Raw genomic sequence first — 19,537 nt, 5'->3', positions numbered from 1 at the left:
GTTATAAGTAGCTAACACAGCCGTTTAATCACTTTGCTTACTCTGGTTGTCCAACACTAAACCAGACACTTGAGCCAGCTTTTGCTTGACTTTATTTACCGATAATTCAGGTTCAGCGGCCAACAGTAGTGCAATCATGCCTGTGCCATATGCCGCTGCGTAAGAAGTACCACCAAAACCACTGTATGCATTATTTCTTGCGATACCCCTAGCACTGTAACCTGGCATCCAAGCACTTACCGATTTACCAAAGCCGCTAAAGCTTGCTGGCATACCGCTGCTATTCATTGCGCCCACCACCACCGCAGATGCAATACTCGCCTCTGTACTGTTTGCTTTAATCATCTTCCCGCTGTTTCCGGCGGCTATTACTACTAATACCCCTTTCCCGCCCCGGCCGGTTTGTGCTAAGCCATCAATGGCATCTTTTATTGGTTCCAGTAGCAACTGCGTTTGCCAACTCATGTTAACAATGTCGGCTTGCGCTAGTTGCGCGATATGTAACGACTCCAATGTATGGCTTGTCCAGCTTTTTGTTTGTCTAATTGCAATAAGCCCTGCGTCGATTGCAAGACCCGCCATTTCAGCTGGCAAAGCGTCATTTGCTCTGGCAAAAATCACTCCAAGTACCTTCGTACCATGGATATCAAAACCGCTTTGCGGCTGTACGTCCTTGACTCTTCTTTCTATATCGTAGGTGAGTAATACCTTAGTTTTACTTAAGGCCTCATGTTTTAAATCAAAGCCATCATCGATAACAACGATTTTTACTCCCTCGCCTTGAGTCAATTGTTGTAGTTGTATTTGCCATTTCTCTAACTGAAATAAACGAAAAGGTAAGCTTCTCATTGAACCTGATTGCGACAAGGTTTTTGTTAACCATTGCGCAGCGTTATTGTTTTCAACTTCGAGCTTACTTTTTATTTGTAAAATATCTGGTTGAGCATATATTACCCCCTCCAAACCACTGGCAATCGCTAGTGCAGCAGTTAAGCGCTTGGCGGGTGCGTCTTTTAGCGATACCACCACAAACTCGTGCTCTGCAAAGGGCCCAAAGGCGGCTACCTGGCCTACCTCTATTTTTTGTTTTAAGGCGTTTGTAACGCCACTGCCCATCCCAGCCTTTATTTTTATGATTATTCTGTTGCTCAGCTCCACCAAGTGTTCTGAGTTAGCAAACTTATACACTCTCTTAGGTTCAGCGCTGCTCCGTTCAAGCTTTATCTTGTTGCCAAAATTAACAAACTCAATTCCCTGCGCATTCGTCGTACCAATAGATAAAACAACAAATATAAAGCACAGCACCAGCTTTAATCTTGTTAGATAAAAAAGCTGACATACCTCTTTTTTACACATTGGTTACCACTCTTACAAACACCACAGTAAGTTACTAATTTAAAAGCGATAATAACACTCAATTACCGCCGTAAAATATAAGTATTAGTAAGGACCAGCGACAACAAGCCAATCTCTTACCAATACTTTGCGTCTTACTAAGCTAGTTCCTTGGTGGAAATGTGCCATCTAGTGCCAATGCAAACTGAATCGCCAAAAATGGTTGGCGGTTTTCATGCCCAGCATTTGCCATGCCATTAGTACCAAGCGCAGCATAATCCATCGCTATCTGATTTTGTTCATCAGGAGCTTTATCATAAACGTTACCGCCTGAAGATTGCGCGAGTAGATTCCCCTGCCCCGTATCAACCGTTCCGCCTAGTGAAGTCGTACCATAAAAAGTATGGGTATGAGCAGGTAAGTTCGACTCATATAACACAACTTCATTGTCGCCTTGCTGTTCGGTTAACATATTTGGTGTCAGGCCTGGACCAGTGCCCGTCCCCATCGGAACTCTACATTCTAAATTTGGCACCCCCATGGTGGTGCGACAATCACCACCAAAGTTACAGCCTATTACCGCAAAAAGTGCTGAATTTTGCGATATAGGTAATAGTTGTCCTCTACAACTGGCCCACCACTCAGGTGTAAAATTGCAAACAAACATTCGAACTTCACCTAAAAAACAATCAGCCATTATTCTTCTCCTTAATTTCTAGGTGGATACATGCCATTTAGGCATATGATAAAATTAACCCCAAGGCTAGGCATTTTGTTTTCATGAGCATGATTGCTTCCCGCAGAGGCAATAATGTCGTCATACATAGCTGAAGGACCATCATTATACTGGGTCGTTGCTGGTTCACAGTACATATCAGCTTTACCCAACACTTGTCCACCTGGGTTTGTACCCGTCGCGGTATTGTTACTTACCTGAAAATTATGGCTATGCGATGGTATTTGATTGATATCTAAGGTAACCGTTTCTACCCCTTTCATTGTTCCTATCTGTGTTGGCGTTAATCCGGGACCACTGCCGAACCCCATAGGTAATCGACCTCGCATATCGGGAAACCCAAAACTACTTCTTCCATCACCACCATAAGTATTTCCAAGCAAAGAGAATAACGCTTCATTCCCCGTAATTGCGGTGATCTGCCCATAACAAAACGCCCATTTAAATGGCGAGTAATTGCCGGCAAACATCGTTATCTGTCCAATAAACCCTTCCATTTACGACCTCCTTAGTTTCGGCTTGGATAAATGCCAGTTAGTGCGATGGCAAAGTTAAGAGATAAGCTGGGCTGCATATTATTGTGGCTCTGACCGCCGCCAATGCTTGATACCGAGGAGTCAGAGGTATTTACCAAACTTGTAGCTGCGGCATATATAGGCACTGCCGTCTGCGTCGCCATTTGGTTTGATGTGGGAAAATTTGCATATGGAAAGTCAGCCGTTTTCGTACTTGCTTGCATGCTGTGGGTGTGTGCAATATTTGCTAAGGTTAACGTTACGTTTTCAGCGCCACCAGCATTGCCTCTATCGTAACTAGCGCTTCCTAAGTTACCAAGCCCCACCGGCACTCTGCCACGAAAGTCTGGTAGACCAAAGGTTGTTCTACCATCACCACCATACGCGGTGCCGGTGAGAGAATATAGCGCTGGATTTTGGCTAATTTGAATTAGTTGACCGTTACATAAAGACCAATTTTTAGGTGCCCAATTGTAGCCATAGAGGGTAACCTGTCCAATATAGGGTTCTGACATTATTAAACTCCTTTATGCTTCTTTTTTTATGCTGATAATTATTTGATACTTGTCTTTTTCGTATGCAGATAAAAACAGTGGCATTTCACCCAACTTTTGATGCTTTAATGTATACGTATCATCAGTAAGCGGAAAATTTGATTTGGCGGTTAACGTTACAGAAAATCCTTCAAATTCATTACTGTTTAGCTTGCACTCATCAATAGCATCAACTTGCAACTCGTTTAGCTTATGCTTGCCATCGGCCGTAAAAACTTCAACATCCTGACCGATTAAGTCTTCAAATAAACTACTAGTTAGTTTCACAACACTTGCTCCTTTGCTCATTAAGTTAGACTCGCTCTTGTTAACTAAAAAACAGTTATTAATACCAATGATCAAGCGAGGCGCTTTATTACCTTTCGTTCATTACCTCTCTTTTTTAAATTAACCTAAAACTATATTCCTCAACGCTGGCGGATACCAAATTAGTAACTCATAAGGAGCCTTAATTGATTCAATTTTAAAGCCTAGCTTTTGATATAAACGCTTTGCATCGTAATTATTTTGCAATACCGACAAAGTCATCGGCACGCCGGATTGAGCAGCAGCTTGCTGGAAAGATTGAACAACTGCTGCACCGAGCCCTAATCCACGAGCTTGAGGTATTAAAGCAATTTCTATTAATCTCACTTCATTATTACCAAAGTCAATTGTCGCCTTGCCTATTCGCTCATGGTGTTTTTCAATAATGAAATACATAGCGTTTGGAAATTGATCTCCATAGCCATTACTTTGCGCTTTAAACTGCATTTCAATAATTGACTCAATAAAATCCTTATCTCCATCAATCAACTGCAAATCTTGCCGAGTGCTATGGTGTAAGCTTTCCAGAAAGCCTTTATCTTCTGGTTTTGACGGTCTAACATATAAACCATCTGGAGGCGTAAACTTCATCACTCTTACCTTTATATTTTAACGATAAAAACCGACTACTTTTCGATTAATAGCACCAACTAATTTATCATCAAGTCGATTACCAATTTTATCAAGCAGCCAAAACTCAAATTCCTCAAACAACCTAAACCGATACAAGGCTTCTAAAACCAATTCTAAACTTAACTCAAGTTCACCCCATATTTGTGTATCCAAAGACCACTCACATTCATGGTTGTTAATATCAAGCTTATTTACTTTATTTAATTGGCATTTAACGAAGATACGTTTAATTTGGAAAATTCCAGACTCACCCACCTCATGATAGGCGGGAAGATTTGGTAAACTTTCATCAGGGAAGCTAAAGATGAACTCAGGTATTGGATCGTTAATATACTCAAAAGTAATCCGATCACCGGCCTTTAGATTTTTATCTTGATATTTAATTGGTAAATTCAAGCTGCATTGGTTTTCGGTGAGTCTATGCTCCCTATAGACTTTGATTTCCGTTTTCAATTCCAGTGTATGATAAACTTTCCCGCAATCCGGTACCTCAAACGAACCAGATAACACATCTAGGTTATTCTCATTGAGTGCACTTGCCGTGTTTTTATCGAGACGGAAAAACGAACCAAGCTCAGCTGGGTTGACTCTTTGCTCACTTTTCGTCAGAGAGCTTGGATTGCATAGCCAAGCAGTAAGCTCAATTTCTTGAGGTATGAGCTCTCCATCTGGTTTTAAAAACTGTTGAAGGTGACTAAAAATCCATACTTGAGGCTCTCTGCGTAATAAGGTATTCATGGTCTCGGAAATAATGAGATCAAACTCTATTGGTTCTTCAGGTAGCCAAGTTGTTGCATCTGCGTGCACTATACGTTTCACCATATGAGCGATATCAAGTTTAGTTACCAGCTCATGTATTGCTTGCGTATTTTCTGGATGAATATCTAAAAGTGTTACTGAGACTGGACTCGTTTTGTGGAGCGCGAGAAAAGGTAATAGTAATACACCATATGGCCCGGTCCCTGCGTAGAGGATATTTATATTATCTTGCTGATTGATTTTATCTCGTATCGCGCTCGCAACGCCCTGCATAAATATCTGACTACGTAGCGTTTCTAGTAAACATTTAGCTGCCTGAACAGGTGAAATCGCGACCCCTTTGTCGGTGTTTATATCAGACCAATCATTCATATCGAAGTCAGTGGATACGCCAGTTAGCTCAGCTAGAGCCTCAGACATAGATAATGCGTGAGGTCTATTTAACCCAGCATCAATATCATTTAGGAGCAAAGCTTGAGAGTGCTCTAGCAATTTTTTTACTTGGTACACGCTGCCAGACGTCATTACAGATCCTTCAACCTATTATTTTTAAATCGCTTGCTAACGAAACACACTGCATTTTTTTAGCTTGTATACTCTTCACAAGGAACGCCCATTGACCCTGACTGGCAATCTAATAACCAATCATTTACTTTGCAATCAATAACGATATTGACTCTATCAAGGTTTCCTCGGTTAGCGACACTGTGTATTTTGTCCGCATTTATGTACCACACCTCTCCTTCTTTCATTGGTACTTGCATACCATCAACAACAAACTCAAGAGCAGTGTCGATGACCAAAGGTATATGAAGTCTTGCTTCACCATTTTCGATACAAAGGCCGCCATCTCTGTGAGGTTTTATAAAAGCACCGGCTTTCAATCGCATTATTCTTACGGAGAGAACTTCACAAGGGAAATTATCAACAAATGATTTAAGTAGCGGCTTTTCTTCTAATATAGGTAGGTTTTGCCAGTGAGTGCCTGACTCAATCGCAAAGTTTTGTAAGATCGGGTGAGCAGATAAATGCTCTGACAAACAACGCAACGCAACTACGTCCCAGCCGCCGTCGTAATTTGCTTTATTTACATGGTCAGTCCAGGCCAGCTCATTCAGCGTCCCTAGCTCGTCGAGTACTTGTTGATGTTCAAGAAAAATTGGAAGCTTAAAATAAGCTAACCGTTCCTTACTATATGGCATAACCATCCTTAAGTTCACAGATAACTAACGTAACTCAAGCTCCAAACTGCTTAAGTGGCAAAAAAGTAAAATCCGATCAAGCCCTTACTCAGCTTAGTCCACCTCGATAAAATTGCGAATATTTTGATCTAATTTCCATTGGCGATCTGAAAACTTCCCACCATTGATAATAATCTGATTAGCGCCATCGATACTTGTAACTGTGCGTTTTTGCTTTTGACTCAATGTATAGTTTTTTAAAAATACTCCATTGCTTTCAAAAACTTTGATACTAGAACTGCCAGAATTCAAAACAAATAACTGATTAGACTTACCAATGGTGATGCTCTTTGGACCATTAAGTTGATAGTCTTGCTCAATTCCGAACTCACCAAAAGTGCCCACTATTTCACCGCTAAAGTCGGCTAACACTATGTGGTGCTTTCCAGGTTGCAATAAATAAAGCTGTTGTTGTGTCGGATCTACAGCAAAATCTTTAAGATCGCTAATGTATTTAGGTAAAGGCAATTCATTGGAAGCAGGGTTACCCTGGGTATCAAAAACCCTGATCACCCTCTCATGCTCGAAGTAAACGTAGAGAGAATCTCCGTAACGCCTAATTATATTGGCTCTTTTTTTAAAAGAAACTCGTTCCCCTGAAGGGCTTAGAACATCCCTGATAGGTACTTGAATACCGAGTTCATTCAATAGATTTTCAGGAAGCCTTTCCGTTGTATCTATAGATACTCCAGAAGCAGTGAAGCTTTGTCTAGCAAAGCTAACAGGAGGTAAGACTGATGCAACCGTGAGTGCTGCACCAGCAAACATAAACGTTCGGCGTTTCATTCATTTTTCCTTTTTATTCTTATAACTAAAGTATGCCAACTTTTTCGAGCAGAAGGAATTACACTCCATTACAAGCAATATTCCAAAAAACACACTCAAATAAAAACAAAATATTTTCAAACACTTACAAAAACACACTGTCAACCCTACCTGTTAATTATCCAATTTTAAAAAATAATTAAAATTCTCATGCTAGACAAGTATTTACATTCCAATTACCCTATACCATTAACAAAAAATAAGAATTAGTAATCATATGTCTCTGACACAGTTTTCGGATAGCCATATTGTCGACGTTTTCCAGTCTGACAAATACCAACTACTTGAAAAAATTGGAGAAGGTGGATTCGGTAAAGTTTTTAAGGCGCGCCAAATAAACACAGGGCAAATCGTTGCACTAAAATTTTTGGCGTTAGAACCACAACTGGAAGCGACGAAAAAACATAGATATGCGGAACGTTTCAATCGTGAAACCTTACTTTGTAGTCAATTAAATCACCCAAATATCGTACGATTATTAGATAAAGGACAATTAAATGAAAATTTAATGCTCGGGGTATTCGAGTATGTGGAAGGACAAACATTAAGGGACTATCTAAGTCAAAATGGCGCGATTGATTCTGTGTATGCAACCGACATCATGTTGCAGGTGCTAGACGCACTTATTCATGCCCATCAACAAGGCATCATTCACAGAGACATAAAACCAACCAATATTATGCTTAGCCAGTCTGGTGCAAAGACTTATGCCAAAATACTTGATTTTGGTATTGGTACACTTGCGCAAGAAAGCCGCCAACATGACTTTGAAACAATCACGCTTACACAAGAGACATTGGGCACGCCTTCTTACAGCGCACCAGAACAATTACGTGGTGAGCCAGCCTCAGCTAAATCTGATCTGTATGTCTGGGGTTTGGTATTTTTAGAATGTTTAACCGGCGTTCCTGCGGTAACTGGCACAAGTGTCGCATCGATTTATCACAAACAATTAAGCGATGTACATATTCCCATTCCAAGCGCCCTACTTGGCCACCCCCTTGCGGGACTGCTTAGGCGTGTACTTAATAAAAGTGCGTTGGAACGCGTGATCACCGCAACCGAGGCATTCTCTGAACTAGCTCGGATGAACGTATCGAACCTTGTTGGTGTGCTAAATGATGTTAAAGCCCAACATGGTTACGACGAAACCACAGTAATGATCCGTGATGACGATCCTAATCATCGCGCCATTCAAGAATACACCGCGCTTACAGAACGCAAACAGCTCACCGTTCTTGCTGTAAGGTTAAGTGTCAAAGCACTCGACAACAACGAAAAAGACTTCGATGTCATCGACACCGTTTATAAATCTCAACGCAATCACTTTATTGATATCGCGACTCGTTACGGCGCTTATCATGTGGGTAATCTCGCCGATACCAGCTTGTTTTATTTTGGCTACCCCGTTAGCAGCGATAATGATGCGCGATTATCTGCCCGTACCGCGCTTGAAATGATAAGCGAGCTTGCCAAACGTAACGCGCTAATGCAAGAAGCTCATAGAGTCGCGCTTAATGCCCATATAGGCATTCACACTGGGATATTTATTACCTATGCTAATGCCGTACCTGAAGGACATCACGCGAATATTGCAGCAGCACTATCCCGTGAAGCTGGCGAGCGCCAAATCTTATGTAGCGCAGAGTCACGCTCACTCCTTGATGCTTTTTCAGAGTTTAACCTTTACGGTCAATTACAAATAGGCCCGTTATTTGAACTAACGCCGGTTTATAACTTGCAGGGAGAGCGTCGCATCGAAGCATTTGGCTTTATGCGTGGTACAAAGAACCAGCACGAACTTGTTGGTCGTCACCTAGAGCTTGAACAGACACTATCAATCATTAATAACGAAGTCGAAGGCGCAACCCGCATCGCCCACATTCATGGCGAAGCTGGCATAGGTAAATCTCGGCTGCTGCAAGAGATTCGTGCTAATGCACCGCAATATCAGCATTTAGTCGCCCAGTGTTTACCTGAGCATCAAAATAATGCTTTGTATCCAATTTTAACGCTGGTCAAGTACCTATTTAACACCGAGCAGCTTGACGCTCATTCAGCCAATACCGTTTTTAGTTATGTATTATCGAACATGGACAGTAAGCTCGATTTAGCGCAGGCTATCCCTGTGTTGCTAGTTTGGCTCAATATTTCACTTGATGATGAAATTACGCCTTCTACACTTTCTCCCGATGAGCAAAAGCAAGTGTTGTTTAAAGGACTTTGTACATTGTTATTGTCAAACCGCCATGGACTCAGCAAGTTTAAGCTCTACATTATCGAAGACATTCACTGGGCAGATAGCACCACCTTAGAGTTTTTACATCACTTTGTCGGCACGCTAGCTTCAGGTGATGTTTTACTAAGCACTTCAAGACAAGCGGTGCCAACTCAATTAAAAGACCTCACCTTAGTCGATGTCTGCCTGAAAAAACTAACCGAAAAAGCCACCGAAGATTTTATCATTAACTTGTTTGATGGCCGCCGAGTGTCAGAGCAAGTTCTCAAATTACTTACCAGTCGCACCGACGGGATCCCGCTATTTATTGAAGAACTCGTCAACATGCTTAAGCAAAAGGCATTAGTTGGAGATAAAGGCGGAGAGATTGACTTTCTCGCACCAGATAAACTTGACCAAGTACCTACGAGTTTAAGAGAGTCATTACAACAAAAACTAGATAGTCTTAGTCACGCCAAAGAAACTGCCCAACTAGCAGCCACAATTGGCCGAGAGTTTGAATATGATTTACTCGTTGCGGCGTCATCCTTAAGCGAAAACCAGATTCAAAACGACTTAAATGAGCTGATAGCAAACGACCTTATCGTACACCAACGCCGCGTTGATAACGATAGCTATATCTTTAAGCATGCGCTGGTGAGGGATGCGGCTTACGAAAGTGTTAATCAAACCAGCATACGTTTGTTACATTCAGTGGTTGCTCAAACACTAAACTCATACAAAAGTGAAGATTACACATTAAGAGCAACTCATCATGAAAAAGCGCTTGAATATACTGACGCAACCGTGCTTTGGAAACTCGCTGCAGAAAAAAGTACACAGTTAGCAGATATAAATTCTGCAATACAACATTACACCTGCGCACTTAATACTCTCACGCAATGTACAGGCAGTTACGATAACAAGCTCACAGAAATTCTAATAAGAAATGCGCTAGCACTGCACTTGGCTACCACATTAGGATATGCAAGCAGCAGTATCACACCTCATATTGACCGTTCCCGAGCACTTTGTAGCGAGCTCAACAACCCCCCAGAGCTGTATTCAGCTTTTTGGAGTATTGCATTAATTCAAGTCGTTAAAGCCGAGCATATCGAAGGGTTGAACACGATACAGCAACTACTTGAAATGGCTAAGCAGCAGAATTCTTCAGCATTGGAAATAGCAGCTCTACATTTGAAAGGCGGGATCGAATGGGCTAAAGGTGATCTGCTATTAGCAGACAAAACCTTTACTCAGGCATTGGCACTTTATAGCTATGATGAGCACCACGAATACTTCAAAAACTACCCATTTCCATTTGACTGTGCAATATCCTCACTGCCAATTCATGCCGGTGTTTCTTGGCTCATGGGTGATTACGAACGTTCTGATCAACAGCGAATCGAAGCTGATAGACTGACTGAGTTAGATGATATTCCCGCATATCAAGTACACGTTTACGCCCGTCATGCCTACATTGGAGTAATATCCAGAAGACTCGATCTGGCCGAGTATTACGCTGAAAAGGTCATTTCACTTTCTGAGAAGCATGGATTCGCCCTTTGGTTATCAATTGGCCATGTAATAAAAGGCTGGCTATTGTGCCTTGATCACAATGTATCTGAGGGTCTTCCCCTCGTTCGTTCTGGTTTAGAGGCTTACCTGTTAACGGACTCTATCGGCCATGTTGCTTGGCTACGAACAATGTATGGTGAATGCTTACTGCTTGCAGAAGATACTCAAGAGGCTTCAGAACAGTTAAATATTGCTATCAATATTGCGCATGAAAAACTTGATACGTTTTACTTACCAGAAGCTTATCGACTTAAAAGTATGCTGTGTACTACAGAATCCGCTCGTAAAGAACAATTAAAAAGTGCTAAAGAAGTCGCCGAATTGCAAGGGGCACTTGGATATATCAACAAGTATTTACAATAGGAAATTAGGAATGATAACTAGAACATGCTTACTGATAGCATTGGGCTGTTCAGGGGTTGCGAGTGCATCAACAACTTTGCTTCCTGCGGACGTTTCATGTGATTTGGCCACGAACAATGCCATTGCCAATTTTACGTTTACATCAGAACATTTATACGAATACTCATGGCAAACTTTTATCGCGATAAACCAACAAAAACAATTCGGCAAGCTTTCACTACCCGCTTGGGCTGACTGGATTAATACCGCAACACTTGCTGAGGTCAATTACACAAATGGCTATTTAAAGGAGTTCAATACGCCCGTTTCTGTTGAAAGCAAAGATACTCGAAAAAATATTACCACGGCAGATAGCTGGCAATGTGACTCTGGTTGTTTAGACTTAGATATGTCGTTAAAGCTAGATGGCGATGAAATCAAAATGCTGGGTCTGAGAGATAAAAATAACAACCCTGTATTTTTTGAAAGGCGTGTAAATGATCAATGGATGGAAGCACTATGGGATACCAAAGAAAACCTGAACGAAATTGATAACAATCCTGCTCTTAAAGACCTTGCGGGTTTCGCATTTAGGTGGGGCAGTTGTGGGCAAGGGAACACGTCCGCTAAATTGCCTCAGATTGCGTTAAAATTGGGTTGGCGCATACTCACAAACAAAGATGATAAACTGAGATACATCACCATGGAAAACATTAAGTTGCATGGTTTTGCGGAAAAACAAACACTCGGACTTATTGCCATGCATATCGGGGTTGGCACCAGTTCAAACCTATTAGTAGGTGATAAACCGACTTGGACTTGGTTGACATTTGAGCAGGTTGATACGCTTGAAAGTGAAACCCCAAAAACGATTCAATATAGCTTTATTGCTCAGGACGAATATAGCTGTTCCAATATATATACAGCCAATAGACCGACACCTCTTGTTCGAGATGAACCAATTCCCACTCTAGCAGCAACATATAATGATCAATATCGCTCTGAGCTAAAGAAACAAAACTCAGTATTACAACATTACCAACTGATTGGCTCACAATATCCACACATTGATAACGCGGGGTCATACCAGCGCTTTGACAAAAATGTGAGAAGTGTGGTGTTTGAGCCTTTCTTAGCTCAGGTTAATAGCAAATGTGATATTCCCAAATCACAGTGGACCGTCTCTCAGAGTATCAGAAATAAAGGGTCTGATTGCGCAAGCTGCCATAACAATCTAAATTATTATTACAATGAAAATAAAATAAAATGGACAGAAAGATTCAAAGATTTCACTTTAATAAACAGTGGAATACCTGGTATCCCAATGAAAGAAATAACATTAAACCCTAAGGAAAAGTAAAATGGCTAACAATGCATTCATAGATTATCTAAACAGATTAAATATTGATTTAGACTTCAGATTAAATAGTCAAGACAACCCAATAAAATCATTGAATGGTTATGTAGAAAACAAAGATATCACCGAAGAATGCTTAACGATTGGTGGTAATAGTAAACTTTGCAAACAACCTGAAGAAAATCAACTTATCAAAAGCAACTTTTCTGCTGCACTAAACAATGAAGATTTTATCAGTGACTACCTTTCTCACTTCGAGGGCGAGAAAGTAAGCAGTAAAGCTTCTATCAGCGAGGGAGTTGAAGTCGTAGCATTACTTAATTTCTTACGTTCGATAGCATATGAAGAAACGTCTCACAGTGAATTTATTCAATCTCCAAGTGACTATATATCAAACTTCAGCGTAGAGTATGGCAATACCAAAGCGGAGCTCTCTGCAGACGTAAAAGATGAACTACTTTCGTTGGTCTCTCAGTTTGGAGATATAAAAGGTAATGAGGAGAAATTTGTACGTGAATTATTCTCTCTTAAAATTATCTCGCAAAATTTAGCTGATAACGCAAATATTATTTGGTAATACGGTGAATACTATACTTAACAGAGTGTTAGATGAGTCTCTCCACGAATTGTTAGGTAAGAAAACAACTGAAGGCTTGCAAGAAATTGCAAGCCTTTTTCCTCAGCTGTTTTCATCCTACTATTTAGAAATAAGAGATCTAGCTACCCATGAATTAAGTCGATTAGATTTACTCTGTGCTATCGATCACCAATCCCCTAAAAAACGTACAAACACTATCGATAATCGTTGGCTTCCTTTAATAGAAAATTTACGAAGCACCTACGCTAAATTGAAATCCCTTGACGAATTTACTCCATTTTTATGGCTTGAATTTGATAATGTTCTGGTAAACAAGCCAGAAACCGTCGCAACTCCCGGTGTGCATTACTGTCTAGAGTCTGGGTATCCGGAACAACTCGCAAAGAAAAATGCACAGCTTAGCCACTATAAACCATATGTTTTTTCTATGGGTCTGTGCCAACAATATCACTCAGAAGCGAGTTTGACGCTATGCCGATTATTCAAACACTTACCGGTTTCGGGTCATATCATACACATCTCATTTATGCAGCAGCGTAAACCCGCCACAACAAAACTATATATTTCTATGCATCAGGATGAAGTTATAAAATACTTGGAAAAAGTGCATTTTCCTGGAGATGTAAAGGAAGTAGAGAAGATGCTACTGTTTTGGCGTGATATAAATGATAGCCCCTACTTATTTTTTGACTTAGCTATCGGAGATCAGCTGTTTGACCATTTCGCATTGGTCAGCTCCCCCGTATATTTTGATGAGCTCAACAACAAGTTTTCATTCCTACGGAATAAGGCCGAATTATCGAATAAACTATGTAAGAAACTTGCATCATCGGGACTAATTACTGAACAGAAGTCGTCACTGATACAGCAATGGTCATCGTCAAAATTTGAATTAGCTTGGACTTGGGTAGATTTTAAGCTGGTTAAAGAACCGAATAAAGCGGTTTATTCAAAAGCTTACTTAGGCCTGCAATCATGTGTAAATTAGAGCGCGCTTTGCGCCCTAATTTACAATATTCTATTACAAAGCGAATTTGCCTCTTGCACTATGTAGCTTCTTATAACTTTCAATAAGACGGAGGTGCTTATCTAAGCCTTCCAACTTCATGTTTGTCGGAGTTAAGCCATAGAATTTCACATCACCATTAATTGAACCAATAACCGCATCCATCACGTCTTTTGAGAACATACGAGTAAAGTTATGAATGTAATCTTCAATTTCTAGTTCTTCATCCAATGCAATTTCAAGTGTGGCGTGCATTGCTTGGTAGAATAAGCCACGCTCTACAGTGTTGTCATTAAACTGCAAGAAGGTTTCAACTAGTTCAATGGCCGCTTCGATATCGCCAAGCGCTAGATAGATTAAAATCTTAAGCTCAAGAATTGTAAGCTGACCCCACACCGTATTTTCGTCAAACTCAACGCCAATTAGGGTGATAATATCGATATAATTATCAAGCTGGCTGTCTTCTAAACGCTCAACCAAGTTAGCTAATGCTTCGTCATCTAGAGAATGGATGTTGAGAATATCTTCGCGATATTGCAGTGCTTTATTGGTGTTGTCCCAAATCAGATCTTCAGCTGGATAGACTTCAGAAAAACCCGGTACCAAAATACGACAAGCGATCCCTAAGTCTGTAAATTCGGCAATATAGGCTTCTTTACCTAACGCCTCTAGAATGCCAAATAACTTATCGCACTCTTCTTCATTCGTGCCTGTGAAATCCCACTCAACAAAGTCGTAGTCATGCTTCGCACTAAAGAAACGCCATGAGATCACACCCGTTGAATCGATAAAGTGTTCAACAAAGTTCTCCGGCTCAGATACGGCCATGCTGTTAAACGTAGGTTTTGGTACATCATTTAAGCCTTCAAAACTGCGACCTTGTAACAGCTCAGTCAAACTACGCTCAAGTGCCACTTCAAAACTTGGGTGCGCACCAAAAGACGCAAATACACCGCCCGTTTTAGGGTTCATCAACGTCACACACATCACAGGAAATTGACCGCCTAGAGAGGCATCTTTCACCACAACAGGGAACCCCTGTTCTTCAAGCCCTTTGATCCCTTCAACAATACCTGGATATTTAGCCAGTACAGACTCAGGTACATCAGGCAACACAATTTCTTGTTCGATGATTTGTTTTTTCACCGCACGTTCAAAGATCTCAGATAAGCACTGCACTTTCGCTTCAAACAAGTTATTACCAGCACTCATACCGTTACTTAGGAATAAGTTTTCTATTAGGTTTGACGGAAAATACACCGTTTCACCATCTGAATGGCGAGTATACGGAATAGAACAAATACCGCGCGCTACATTACCTGAATTCGTGTCGATTAAGTGAGAGCCACGTAGTTCACCTTCTGGGTCGTAAATTTCACGAGTGTAGTCGTCTAAAATTTCGGTAGGAAGCGCATCATCAGCTTCAGGCTTAAACCACTTTTCGTTCGGGTAGTGAACAAATTCAGCATTTGCAATTTCTTCACCAAAGAATTGATCATTATAAAAGAAGTTGCAGTTTAAACGTTCAATAAACTCACCAAGTGCTGAGCAAAGCGCGCTTTCTTTCGTTGCCCCTTTACCATTGGTGAAACACATTGGTGAAGCGGCATCACGAATATGCAAAGACCAGACGTGTGGCACGATATTACGCCATGACGCGACTTCAATCTTCATGCCTAAATCCGAAAGGATCTTAGTCATATTTGCGATAGTTTGTTCAAGCGGAAGATCTTTACCTAGGATAAAAGTGCTGTCGCTTTCGCTGGTATCAACCATCAGCATCGCCTGAGAGTCATCTTCAAGGCTTTCAACCGCTTCCACTTGGAATTCAGGTCCCGTTTGGATCACCTTTTTAACGGTACAGCGGTCAATTGAACGCAAGATACCTTGGCGGTCTTTTTCAGAAATGCTTTCTGGTAGCTCCACCTGAATTTTAAAAATCTGGTTATAACGGTTTTCAGGATCAACGATGTTGTTTTGCGCCACACGGATTCCATCCGTTGGAATATCACGCGCATTACAATACACCTTCACAAAGTAAGCAGCACAAAGCGCTGAAGAAGCTAAAAAGTAGTCAAATGGACTTGGTGCTGAGCCATCGCCTTTATAGCGAATTGGCTGATCCGCAATGACAGAAAAGTCGTCAAATTTGGCATCAATTCTGAGATTGTCGAGGTAATTTACTTTGATTTCCATTGGAAGGTTCCGGTGTGTTGCAAACGAAAACGCTAATTGTACTTGAGGATGAAGAGCCGTGCCAATGGAAGTTTTTGTTTATTCGGGTTGAGTTAGTATAAACAAACTCCACAATGTAACCCACCGTAATTGCGCTAGGTATCGTTTTACGTCACTATGGCCAGTATTGCAGCTGAGACTAATTCTATTCGATGGGCAAGTTAATATATTCAACAAATAACAACTCTTCAGTCTGACAAGCAACAAAATAACTGGGAAGTACACGCATGACGATTGTGAGCAAAAGCAAACTCGATTTTTACAAAAACAACGGCTTCGTTTTATTTGAACAAACTTTACCCGACACGCTGCTGGAAAAACTGAAGCGACTATCTAATGCGCTTGAGAGTAAAGCAAAACAAGCACAGCAAGAAGGAAAGGTAGCGACTCAATACCATTTATCAAATGAATCAGGTGAGCCAAAACTCTTTCGTTATAATGATTTGCTTTTTGAAGCGCCCGAGTTAATTATCGAACTACTCGCGACACCAGCAATGTTAGCGATCAGTGAGCATCTTTGCGGTACTGGCTGTGTCCCATTGCAATGTGACTTAGTCTGCAAATATCCACACCCACACCCTCATATAGCCTGGCATCAAGATGCCCCCCATTCCCGTAATTTTGCTTATTTAAATGTCGGTATCTACCTTGACGATGCGAATATAGATGATGGCTGTTTACGCTACTTGCCTAACTCTCAACACCAACTCTTGGATATCTATTCACTCTCAAGCGAATATGGCTGGAACATTCCAGGGGTTGTACAGCAACCAGCTAAAGCCGGAGATATTTTAGTTCAAGACATGATGGTTTTACATGGCTCAGAGCCGAAACGCAGTGAAGGTCCGAGAAGGACAATATATGTAGAGCTTCGACCACTTACAGGTGTCAATGAGAATCAAAGTAGTGAATGGGCTGAGCTTAGAAAACAGTGGATGGCACACGTTATTCAGGCTGCAGACCCAGAAGACGTACCTGATAATTGGCTAACCGTTTATGGTGAACCCAATTATGATTTAAATACGCTAGTAGAGCGTATCAAACAGAAACGAGAGGCCGTAATTCCAGCTGTTTGGGCACCCAAAATTGTTGAGCACCCAGACTACCCTACACCCGCCGACTTACGTTAGTCTGTATGAAGTAATTGTCACCGCTTATCGATGACAATTACCTCTGACCATGCCGTGTTTGAAATCTTCTCTCACTCCACCTTAGCTAAAATCAAAAACACGATTCACTTCAATGCCATAGCACACCTCTTCAAACATAAATCGTTTCATTGTTACCCCTTGGGCTTGGTCGAGGTTAACCGCCCCATGCTTTTCGTAAAAGCGTCTCGCTTGTTGGTTTTGCTCATAGATCCAGGTATAAGCAGTTTGACAGCCTTGCTCGTAAAGTTTTAATAAGCGCGCTTTCAACAGCGCTTGACCCAACCCGCGGTTTTGGTGGCTCGGTAAAACATAACCGCGATACAATTCACCCGCATTTATTCTCGACACTTTTTGGCTAACCGGGTTATACATTCGACGGTAATTACCCGCCGCACCGCAGCCTACTATTTTTCTGCCATCAGTCACAAGTAGTGCGCTTTGGGTTGCTGAATTTTTGATAATCTCAGACCAAATGGTGGCGAAAAATTCGACGGTCCCCCCTTTGAGCACGTGTTCTGGTAAAAACCCGCTAAAGGCCGCCTGCCAACTCACCTTGGTCACTAAGGCCATTTCCTCTATATCCGCGGTACTAGCAACCTTTATGGTAATTTTTTCCGGCAGGTTAAATACGTCAACAAATGCCTTTTCATCTAACTCAATGATATCCATATAAACACTCAAAAGCTCTTTTACGTAACAATTAAAACATTATTATTACAATTTTAGGTTTATACAAATATTTATTCCAACTTTCTTCTTGCCGTAATGTTTCATTTTTCTCACAAAGCGACGTCATATCAGAACGTATACCCAAATTGATAAATATCATCTAGGAAAAGCTCCTCAGCCAATTTTAACGCTAAGTCTGAGTAGTAATGACGGTAGTGCCTACTTGAAGCCTGATTATAATAAGGCAAATGATAATCTTTGCACCCCAACTTCCTTAAAATTCGATCACTGTCTTTTTGATAGTTTTCAAAGCGGCAAATTTCATTGACGAGTGAATTTCCCAAATGGTCGGATAACTGGGACCATTGACTCCACGCCATTCCGCTGTGCTGATCTGTAACCATTTCTTGTACAAATAGTTCAAACTTTTCTTTCTCATCATAATGACGTTTCTCAGATACCACTTCTGAGTGTAGACTCTTACCTTTCTCTAATAGTGAATACCAAGAAACAAGTCTTTCCCATGGGTTACGTACAAAAGCAAATTTAAACGTACTCTCAAACTCATCCGGCAATGCCGCTCTAGCCTCTAGAAGCGACGCATGCTGGCTGCCTATCATCCTTAGGTCTGGCGCCGTTTTCCTGAGGACACTACATAATGACGTACCGCCAGAGCGACTAATGTGGCAGAACAAAAAATTGTACTTTTTAGAATAAAACATAAGCCTCAATCATTTCAGACTACAATATGCATTTTTCTTCACTTTGTTAAATTCTCCATAGTCAATGATAACTACAAAGTCGAAATCAGGTCTCGCTGACTTACATTCCCAAGCTTAAGTTGCTCATAAGCGCTATAGATTGCCTTTTTGCTGTCTTGCAGTCGCTGAGTAATATCTTCACCTTCAAGTAACGCAGCTTGTGTCTCTTCTAGCCTGTCTTGCGTATCAGCGATAATTGCTGTTAATTTTGCTTTATCTGATCTGATCAGTGTACTGTCCTGCTCGACTTTTTGCTCAAGCATAGTTAACAACTCTGAACGCACTGAAACGGTTTTGTACTCTTTAAAGTCCAATCCCAGATGATTAAATAACAGCGCTTGGTTCATCTCTTCTGGTGCAATTTCTACTTCAATTGGCATCTCTACAATGTTCGTCATCATTTCACGATACATCTCGATGTTATATTCACGGCTGCCTATTTTGTGATTCGAACTCACCAGCGATTCATGGGCTCGCTTTTCAGCTTGCTCAAAATGCTTGGTAAGGTAAGTCGATTGGATGTTGTTAGGCGCTTTTTCTTGTACAGCCTTTGCGGCTTCCATAAACGAAGGTGTTTCCGAATTTTTTGCCGCCGAATTAGAAACACCTTGATCACTCACAACATTATTGTTCTTTCGACCATAAAGATCGTTCGAATTATATTGTGAATAGGGTGAATTTTGAATGTACATACCCGCTCCTTGTTGCATTAGCGGTT

Annotated in this window: 18 protein-coding genes; 5 read left to right on the top strand and 13 right to left on the bottom strand. The window is 41.1% G+C overall.

All coding sequences use genetic code 11. The features are described from left to right. Positions 1-24 precede the first annotated feature (24 nt). The 9 genes from B1L02_RS19420 to B1L02_RS19380 form a co-directional block, all read right to left on the bottom strand. A complete protein-coding gene (locus B1L02_RS19420; RefSeq protein WP_088532451.1) occupies positions 25-1,356 on the bottom strand; it encodes a S8 family peptidase in 1,332 nt (443 codons plus the stop codon). Between the two features lie 142 nt (positions 1,357-1,498). Further along, the gene (locus B1L02_RS19415; RefSeq protein ID WP_088532450.1) at positions 1,499-2,032 is read right to left on the bottom strand and encodes a phage tail protein; all 534 of its coding nucleotides are present in this window, start codon (positions 2,030-2,032) and stop codon (positions 1,499-1,501) included. Positions 2,033-2,043: 11 nt separating this feature from the next. Then, positions 2,044-2,568, bottom strand: a complete 525-nt coding sequence (locus B1L02_RS19410) for a phage tail protein (RefSeq protein WP_088532449.1) — start codon at positions 2,566-2,568, stop codon at positions 2,044-2,046. A gap of 11 nt (positions 2,569-2,579) precedes the next feature. Further along, the gene (locus tag B1L02_RS19405) at positions 2,580-3,101 is read right to left on the bottom strand and encodes a phage tail protein (protein ID WP_088532448.1); all 522 of its coding nucleotides are present in this window, start codon (positions 3,099-3,101) and stop codon (positions 2,580-2,582) included. Between the two features lie 12 nt (positions 3,102-3,113). Then, the gene (locus tag B1L02_RS19400) at positions 3,114-3,407 is read right to left on the bottom strand and encodes a DUF6916 family protein (protein ID WP_223192109.1); all 294 of its coding nucleotides are present in this window, start codon (positions 3,405-3,407) and stop codon (positions 3,114-3,116) included. A 120-nt stretch (positions 3,408-3,527) separates the two neighbouring features. Beyond that, on the bottom strand, positions 3,528-4,037 hold the full coding sequence (locus B1L02_RS19395; RefSeq protein ID WP_039494928.1) for a GNAT family N-acetyltransferase: 510 nt from the start codon (positions 4,035-4,037) through the stop codon (positions 3,528-3,530). An 18-nt stretch (positions 4,038-4,055) separates the two neighbouring features. Further along, a complete protein-coding gene (locus tag B1L02_RS19390) occupies positions 4,056-5,363 on the bottom strand; it encodes a class I SAM-dependent methyltransferase (RefSeq protein ID WP_088532447.1) in 1,308 nt (435 codons plus the stop codon). Positions 5,364-5,422: 59 nt separating this feature from the next. Beyond that, entirely contained in the window at positions 5,423-6,040 is a 618-nt protein-coding gene (locus B1L02_RS19385) for an aspartyl/asparaginyl beta-hydroxylase domain-containing protein (protein WP_010377783.1), read from the bottom strand. A gap of 93 nt (positions 6,041-6,133) precedes the next feature. Further along, positions 6,134-6,865, bottom strand: a complete 732-nt coding sequence (locus B1L02_RS19380) for a hypothetical protein (RefSeq protein ID WP_088532446.1) — start codon at positions 6,863-6,865, stop codon at positions 6,134-6,136. Positions 6,866-7,121: 256 nt separating this feature from the next. Between B1L02_RS19380 and B1L02_RS19375 the strand changes: the two genes are divergently transcribed. From B1L02_RS19375 to B1L02_RS19360, 4 genes are read left to right on the top strand one after another with little or no spacing between them, the layout of a single operon-like run. After that, positions 7,122-11,063 carry a TOMM system kinase/cyclase fusion protein gene (locus tag B1L02_RS19375; protein WP_088532445.1) on the top strand — a complete coding sequence of 1,314 codons (3,942 nt, stop codon included), beginning with the start codon at positions 7,122-7,124 and terminating at the stop codon, positions 11,061-11,063. 10 nt (positions 11,064-11,073) lie between these two features. Further along, positions 11,074-12,402, top strand: a complete 1,329-nt coding sequence (locus B1L02_RS19370) for a hypothetical protein (RefSeq protein WP_088532444.1) — start codon at positions 11,074-11,076, stop codon at positions 12,400-12,402. A gap of 1 nt (position 12,403) precedes the next feature. Then, the gene (locus B1L02_RS19365; protein ID WP_088532443.1) at positions 12,404-12,976 is read left to right on the top strand and encodes a hypothetical protein; all 573 of its coding nucleotides are present in this window, start codon (positions 12,404-12,406) and stop codon (positions 12,974-12,976) included. A 4-nt stretch (positions 12,977-12,980) separates the two neighbouring features. After that, positions 12,981-13,985 carry a hypothetical protein gene (locus B1L02_RS19360; protein ID WP_088532442.1) on the top strand — a complete coding sequence of 335 codons (1,005 nt, stop codon included), beginning with the start codon at positions 12,981-12,983 and terminating at the stop codon, positions 13,983-13,985. A 33-nt stretch (positions 13,986-14,018) separates the two neighbouring features. Here the strand turns inward: B1L02_RS19360 and B1L02_RS19355 are convergent, their stop codons facing one another. Then, positions 14,019-16,199 (bottom strand): OsmC domain/YcaO domain-containing protein, encoded by a 2,181-nt coding sequence (locus B1L02_RS19355; RefSeq protein ID WP_088532441.1) that lies wholly within the window; start codon positions 16,197-16,199, stop codon positions 14,019-14,021. A 266-nt stretch (positions 16,200-16,465) separates the two neighbouring features. Between B1L02_RS19355 and B1L02_RS19350 the strand changes: the two genes are divergently transcribed. Continuing rightward, a complete protein-coding gene (locus B1L02_RS19350) occupies positions 16,466-17,368 on the top strand; it encodes a phytanoyl-CoA dioxygenase family protein (RefSeq protein WP_088532440.1) in 903 nt (300 codons plus the stop codon). An 81-nt stretch (positions 17,369-17,449) separates the two neighbouring features. On the opposite strand, the gene B1L02_RS19345 is transcribed toward B1L02_RS19350, so the two are convergent. The 3 genes from B1L02_RS19345 to B1L02_RS19335 all read right to left on the bottom strand — a co-directional run bounded on the left by B1L02_RS19345 (position 17,450) and on the right by B1L02_RS19335 (position 19,511). Beyond that, a complete protein-coding gene (locus tag B1L02_RS19345; protein WP_088532439.1) occupies positions 17,450-18,058 on the bottom strand; it encodes a GNAT family N-acetyltransferase in 609 nt (202 codons plus the stop codon). A 128-nt stretch (positions 18,059-18,186) separates the two neighbouring features. Further along, the gene (locus B1L02_RS19340; protein WP_088532438.1) at positions 18,187-18,780 is read right to left on the bottom strand and encodes a sulfotransferase family 2 domain-containing protein; all 594 of its coding nucleotides are present in this window, start codon (positions 18,778-18,780) and stop codon (positions 18,187-18,189) included. Positions 18,781-18,851: 71 nt separating this feature from the next. After that, positions 18,852-19,511, bottom strand: coding sequence for a hypothetical protein (locus B1L02_RS19335; RefSeq protein ID WP_088532437.1), 660 nt, complete (start codon positions 19,509-19,511; stop codon positions 18,852-18,854). Positions 19,512-19,537 lie beyond the last annotated feature (26 nt).

It is taken from the genome of Pseudoalteromonas piscicida (assembly GCF_002208135.1).
Classification (GTDB): domain Bacteria; phylum Pseudomonadota; class Gammaproteobacteria; order Enterobacterales; family Alteromonadaceae; genus Pseudoalteromonas; species Pseudoalteromonas piscicida_A.
The sequence above is the reverse complement of the archived record's forward strand: the minus strand, read 5'-3'. Positions and strand labels throughout refer to the sequence as shown.

Coding starts and splice junctions, on each gene's coding strand:
- B1L02_RS19420 (WP_088532451.1), bottom strand. CDS start 1,356: ATGTGTAAAAAAGAGGTATGTCAGCTTTTTTATCTAACAAGATTAAAG.
- B1L02_RS19415 (WP_088532450.1), bottom strand. CDS start 2,032: ATGGCTGATTGTTTTTTAGGTGAAGTTCGAATGTTTGTTTGCAATTTT.
- B1L02_RS19410 (WP_088532449.1), bottom strand. CDS start 2,568: ATGGAAGGGTTTATTGGACAGATAACGATGTTTGCCGGCAATTACTCG.
- B1L02_RS19405 (WP_088532448.1), bottom strand. CDS start 3,101: ATGTCAGAACCCTATATTGGACAGGTTACCCTCTATGGCTACAATTGG.
- B1L02_RS19395 (WP_039494928.1), bottom strand. CDS start 4,037: ATGAAGTTTACGCCTCCAGATGGTTTATATGTTAGACCGTCAAAACCA.
- B1L02_RS19390 (WP_088532447.1), bottom strand. CDS start 5,363: ATGACGTCTGGCAGCGTGTACCAAGTAAAAAAATTGCTAGAGCACTCT.
- B1L02_RS19385 (WP_010377783.1), bottom strand. CDS start 6,040: ATGCCATATAGTAAGGAACGGTTAGCTTATTTTAAGCTTCCAATTTTT.
- B1L02_RS19380 (WP_088532446.1), bottom strand. CDS start 6,865: ATGAAACGCCGAACGTTTATGTTTGCTGGTGCAGCACTCACGGTTGCA.
- B1L02_RS19375 (WP_088532445.1), top strand. CDS start 7,122: ATGTCTCTGACACAGTTTTCGGATAGCCATATTGTCGACGTTTTCCAG.
- B1L02_RS19370 (WP_088532444.1), top strand. CDS start 11,074: ATGATAACTAGAACATGCTTACTGATAGCATTGGGCTGTTCAGGGGTT.
- B1L02_RS19365 (WP_088532443.1), top strand. CDS start 12,404: ATGGCTAACAATGCATTCATAGATTATCTAAACAGATTAAATATTGAT.
- B1L02_RS19355 (WP_088532441.1), bottom strand. CDS start 16,199: ATGGAAATCAAAGTAAATTACCTCGACAATCTCAGAATTGATGCCAAA.
- B1L02_RS19350 (WP_088532440.1), top strand. CDS start 16,466: ATGACGATTGTGAGCAAAAGCAAACTCGATTTTTACAAAAACAACGGC.
- B1L02_RS19345 (WP_088532439.1), bottom strand. CDS start 18,058: ATGGATATCATTGAGTTAGATGAAAAGGCATTTGTTGACGTATTTAAC.
- B1L02_RS19340 (WP_088532438.1), bottom strand. CDS start 18,780: ATGTTTTATTCTAAAAAGTACAATTTTTTGTTCTGCCACATTAGTCGC.
- B1L02_RS19335 (WP_088532437.1), bottom strand. CDS start 19,511: ATGTACATTCAAAATTCACCCTATTCACAATATAATTCGAACGATCTT.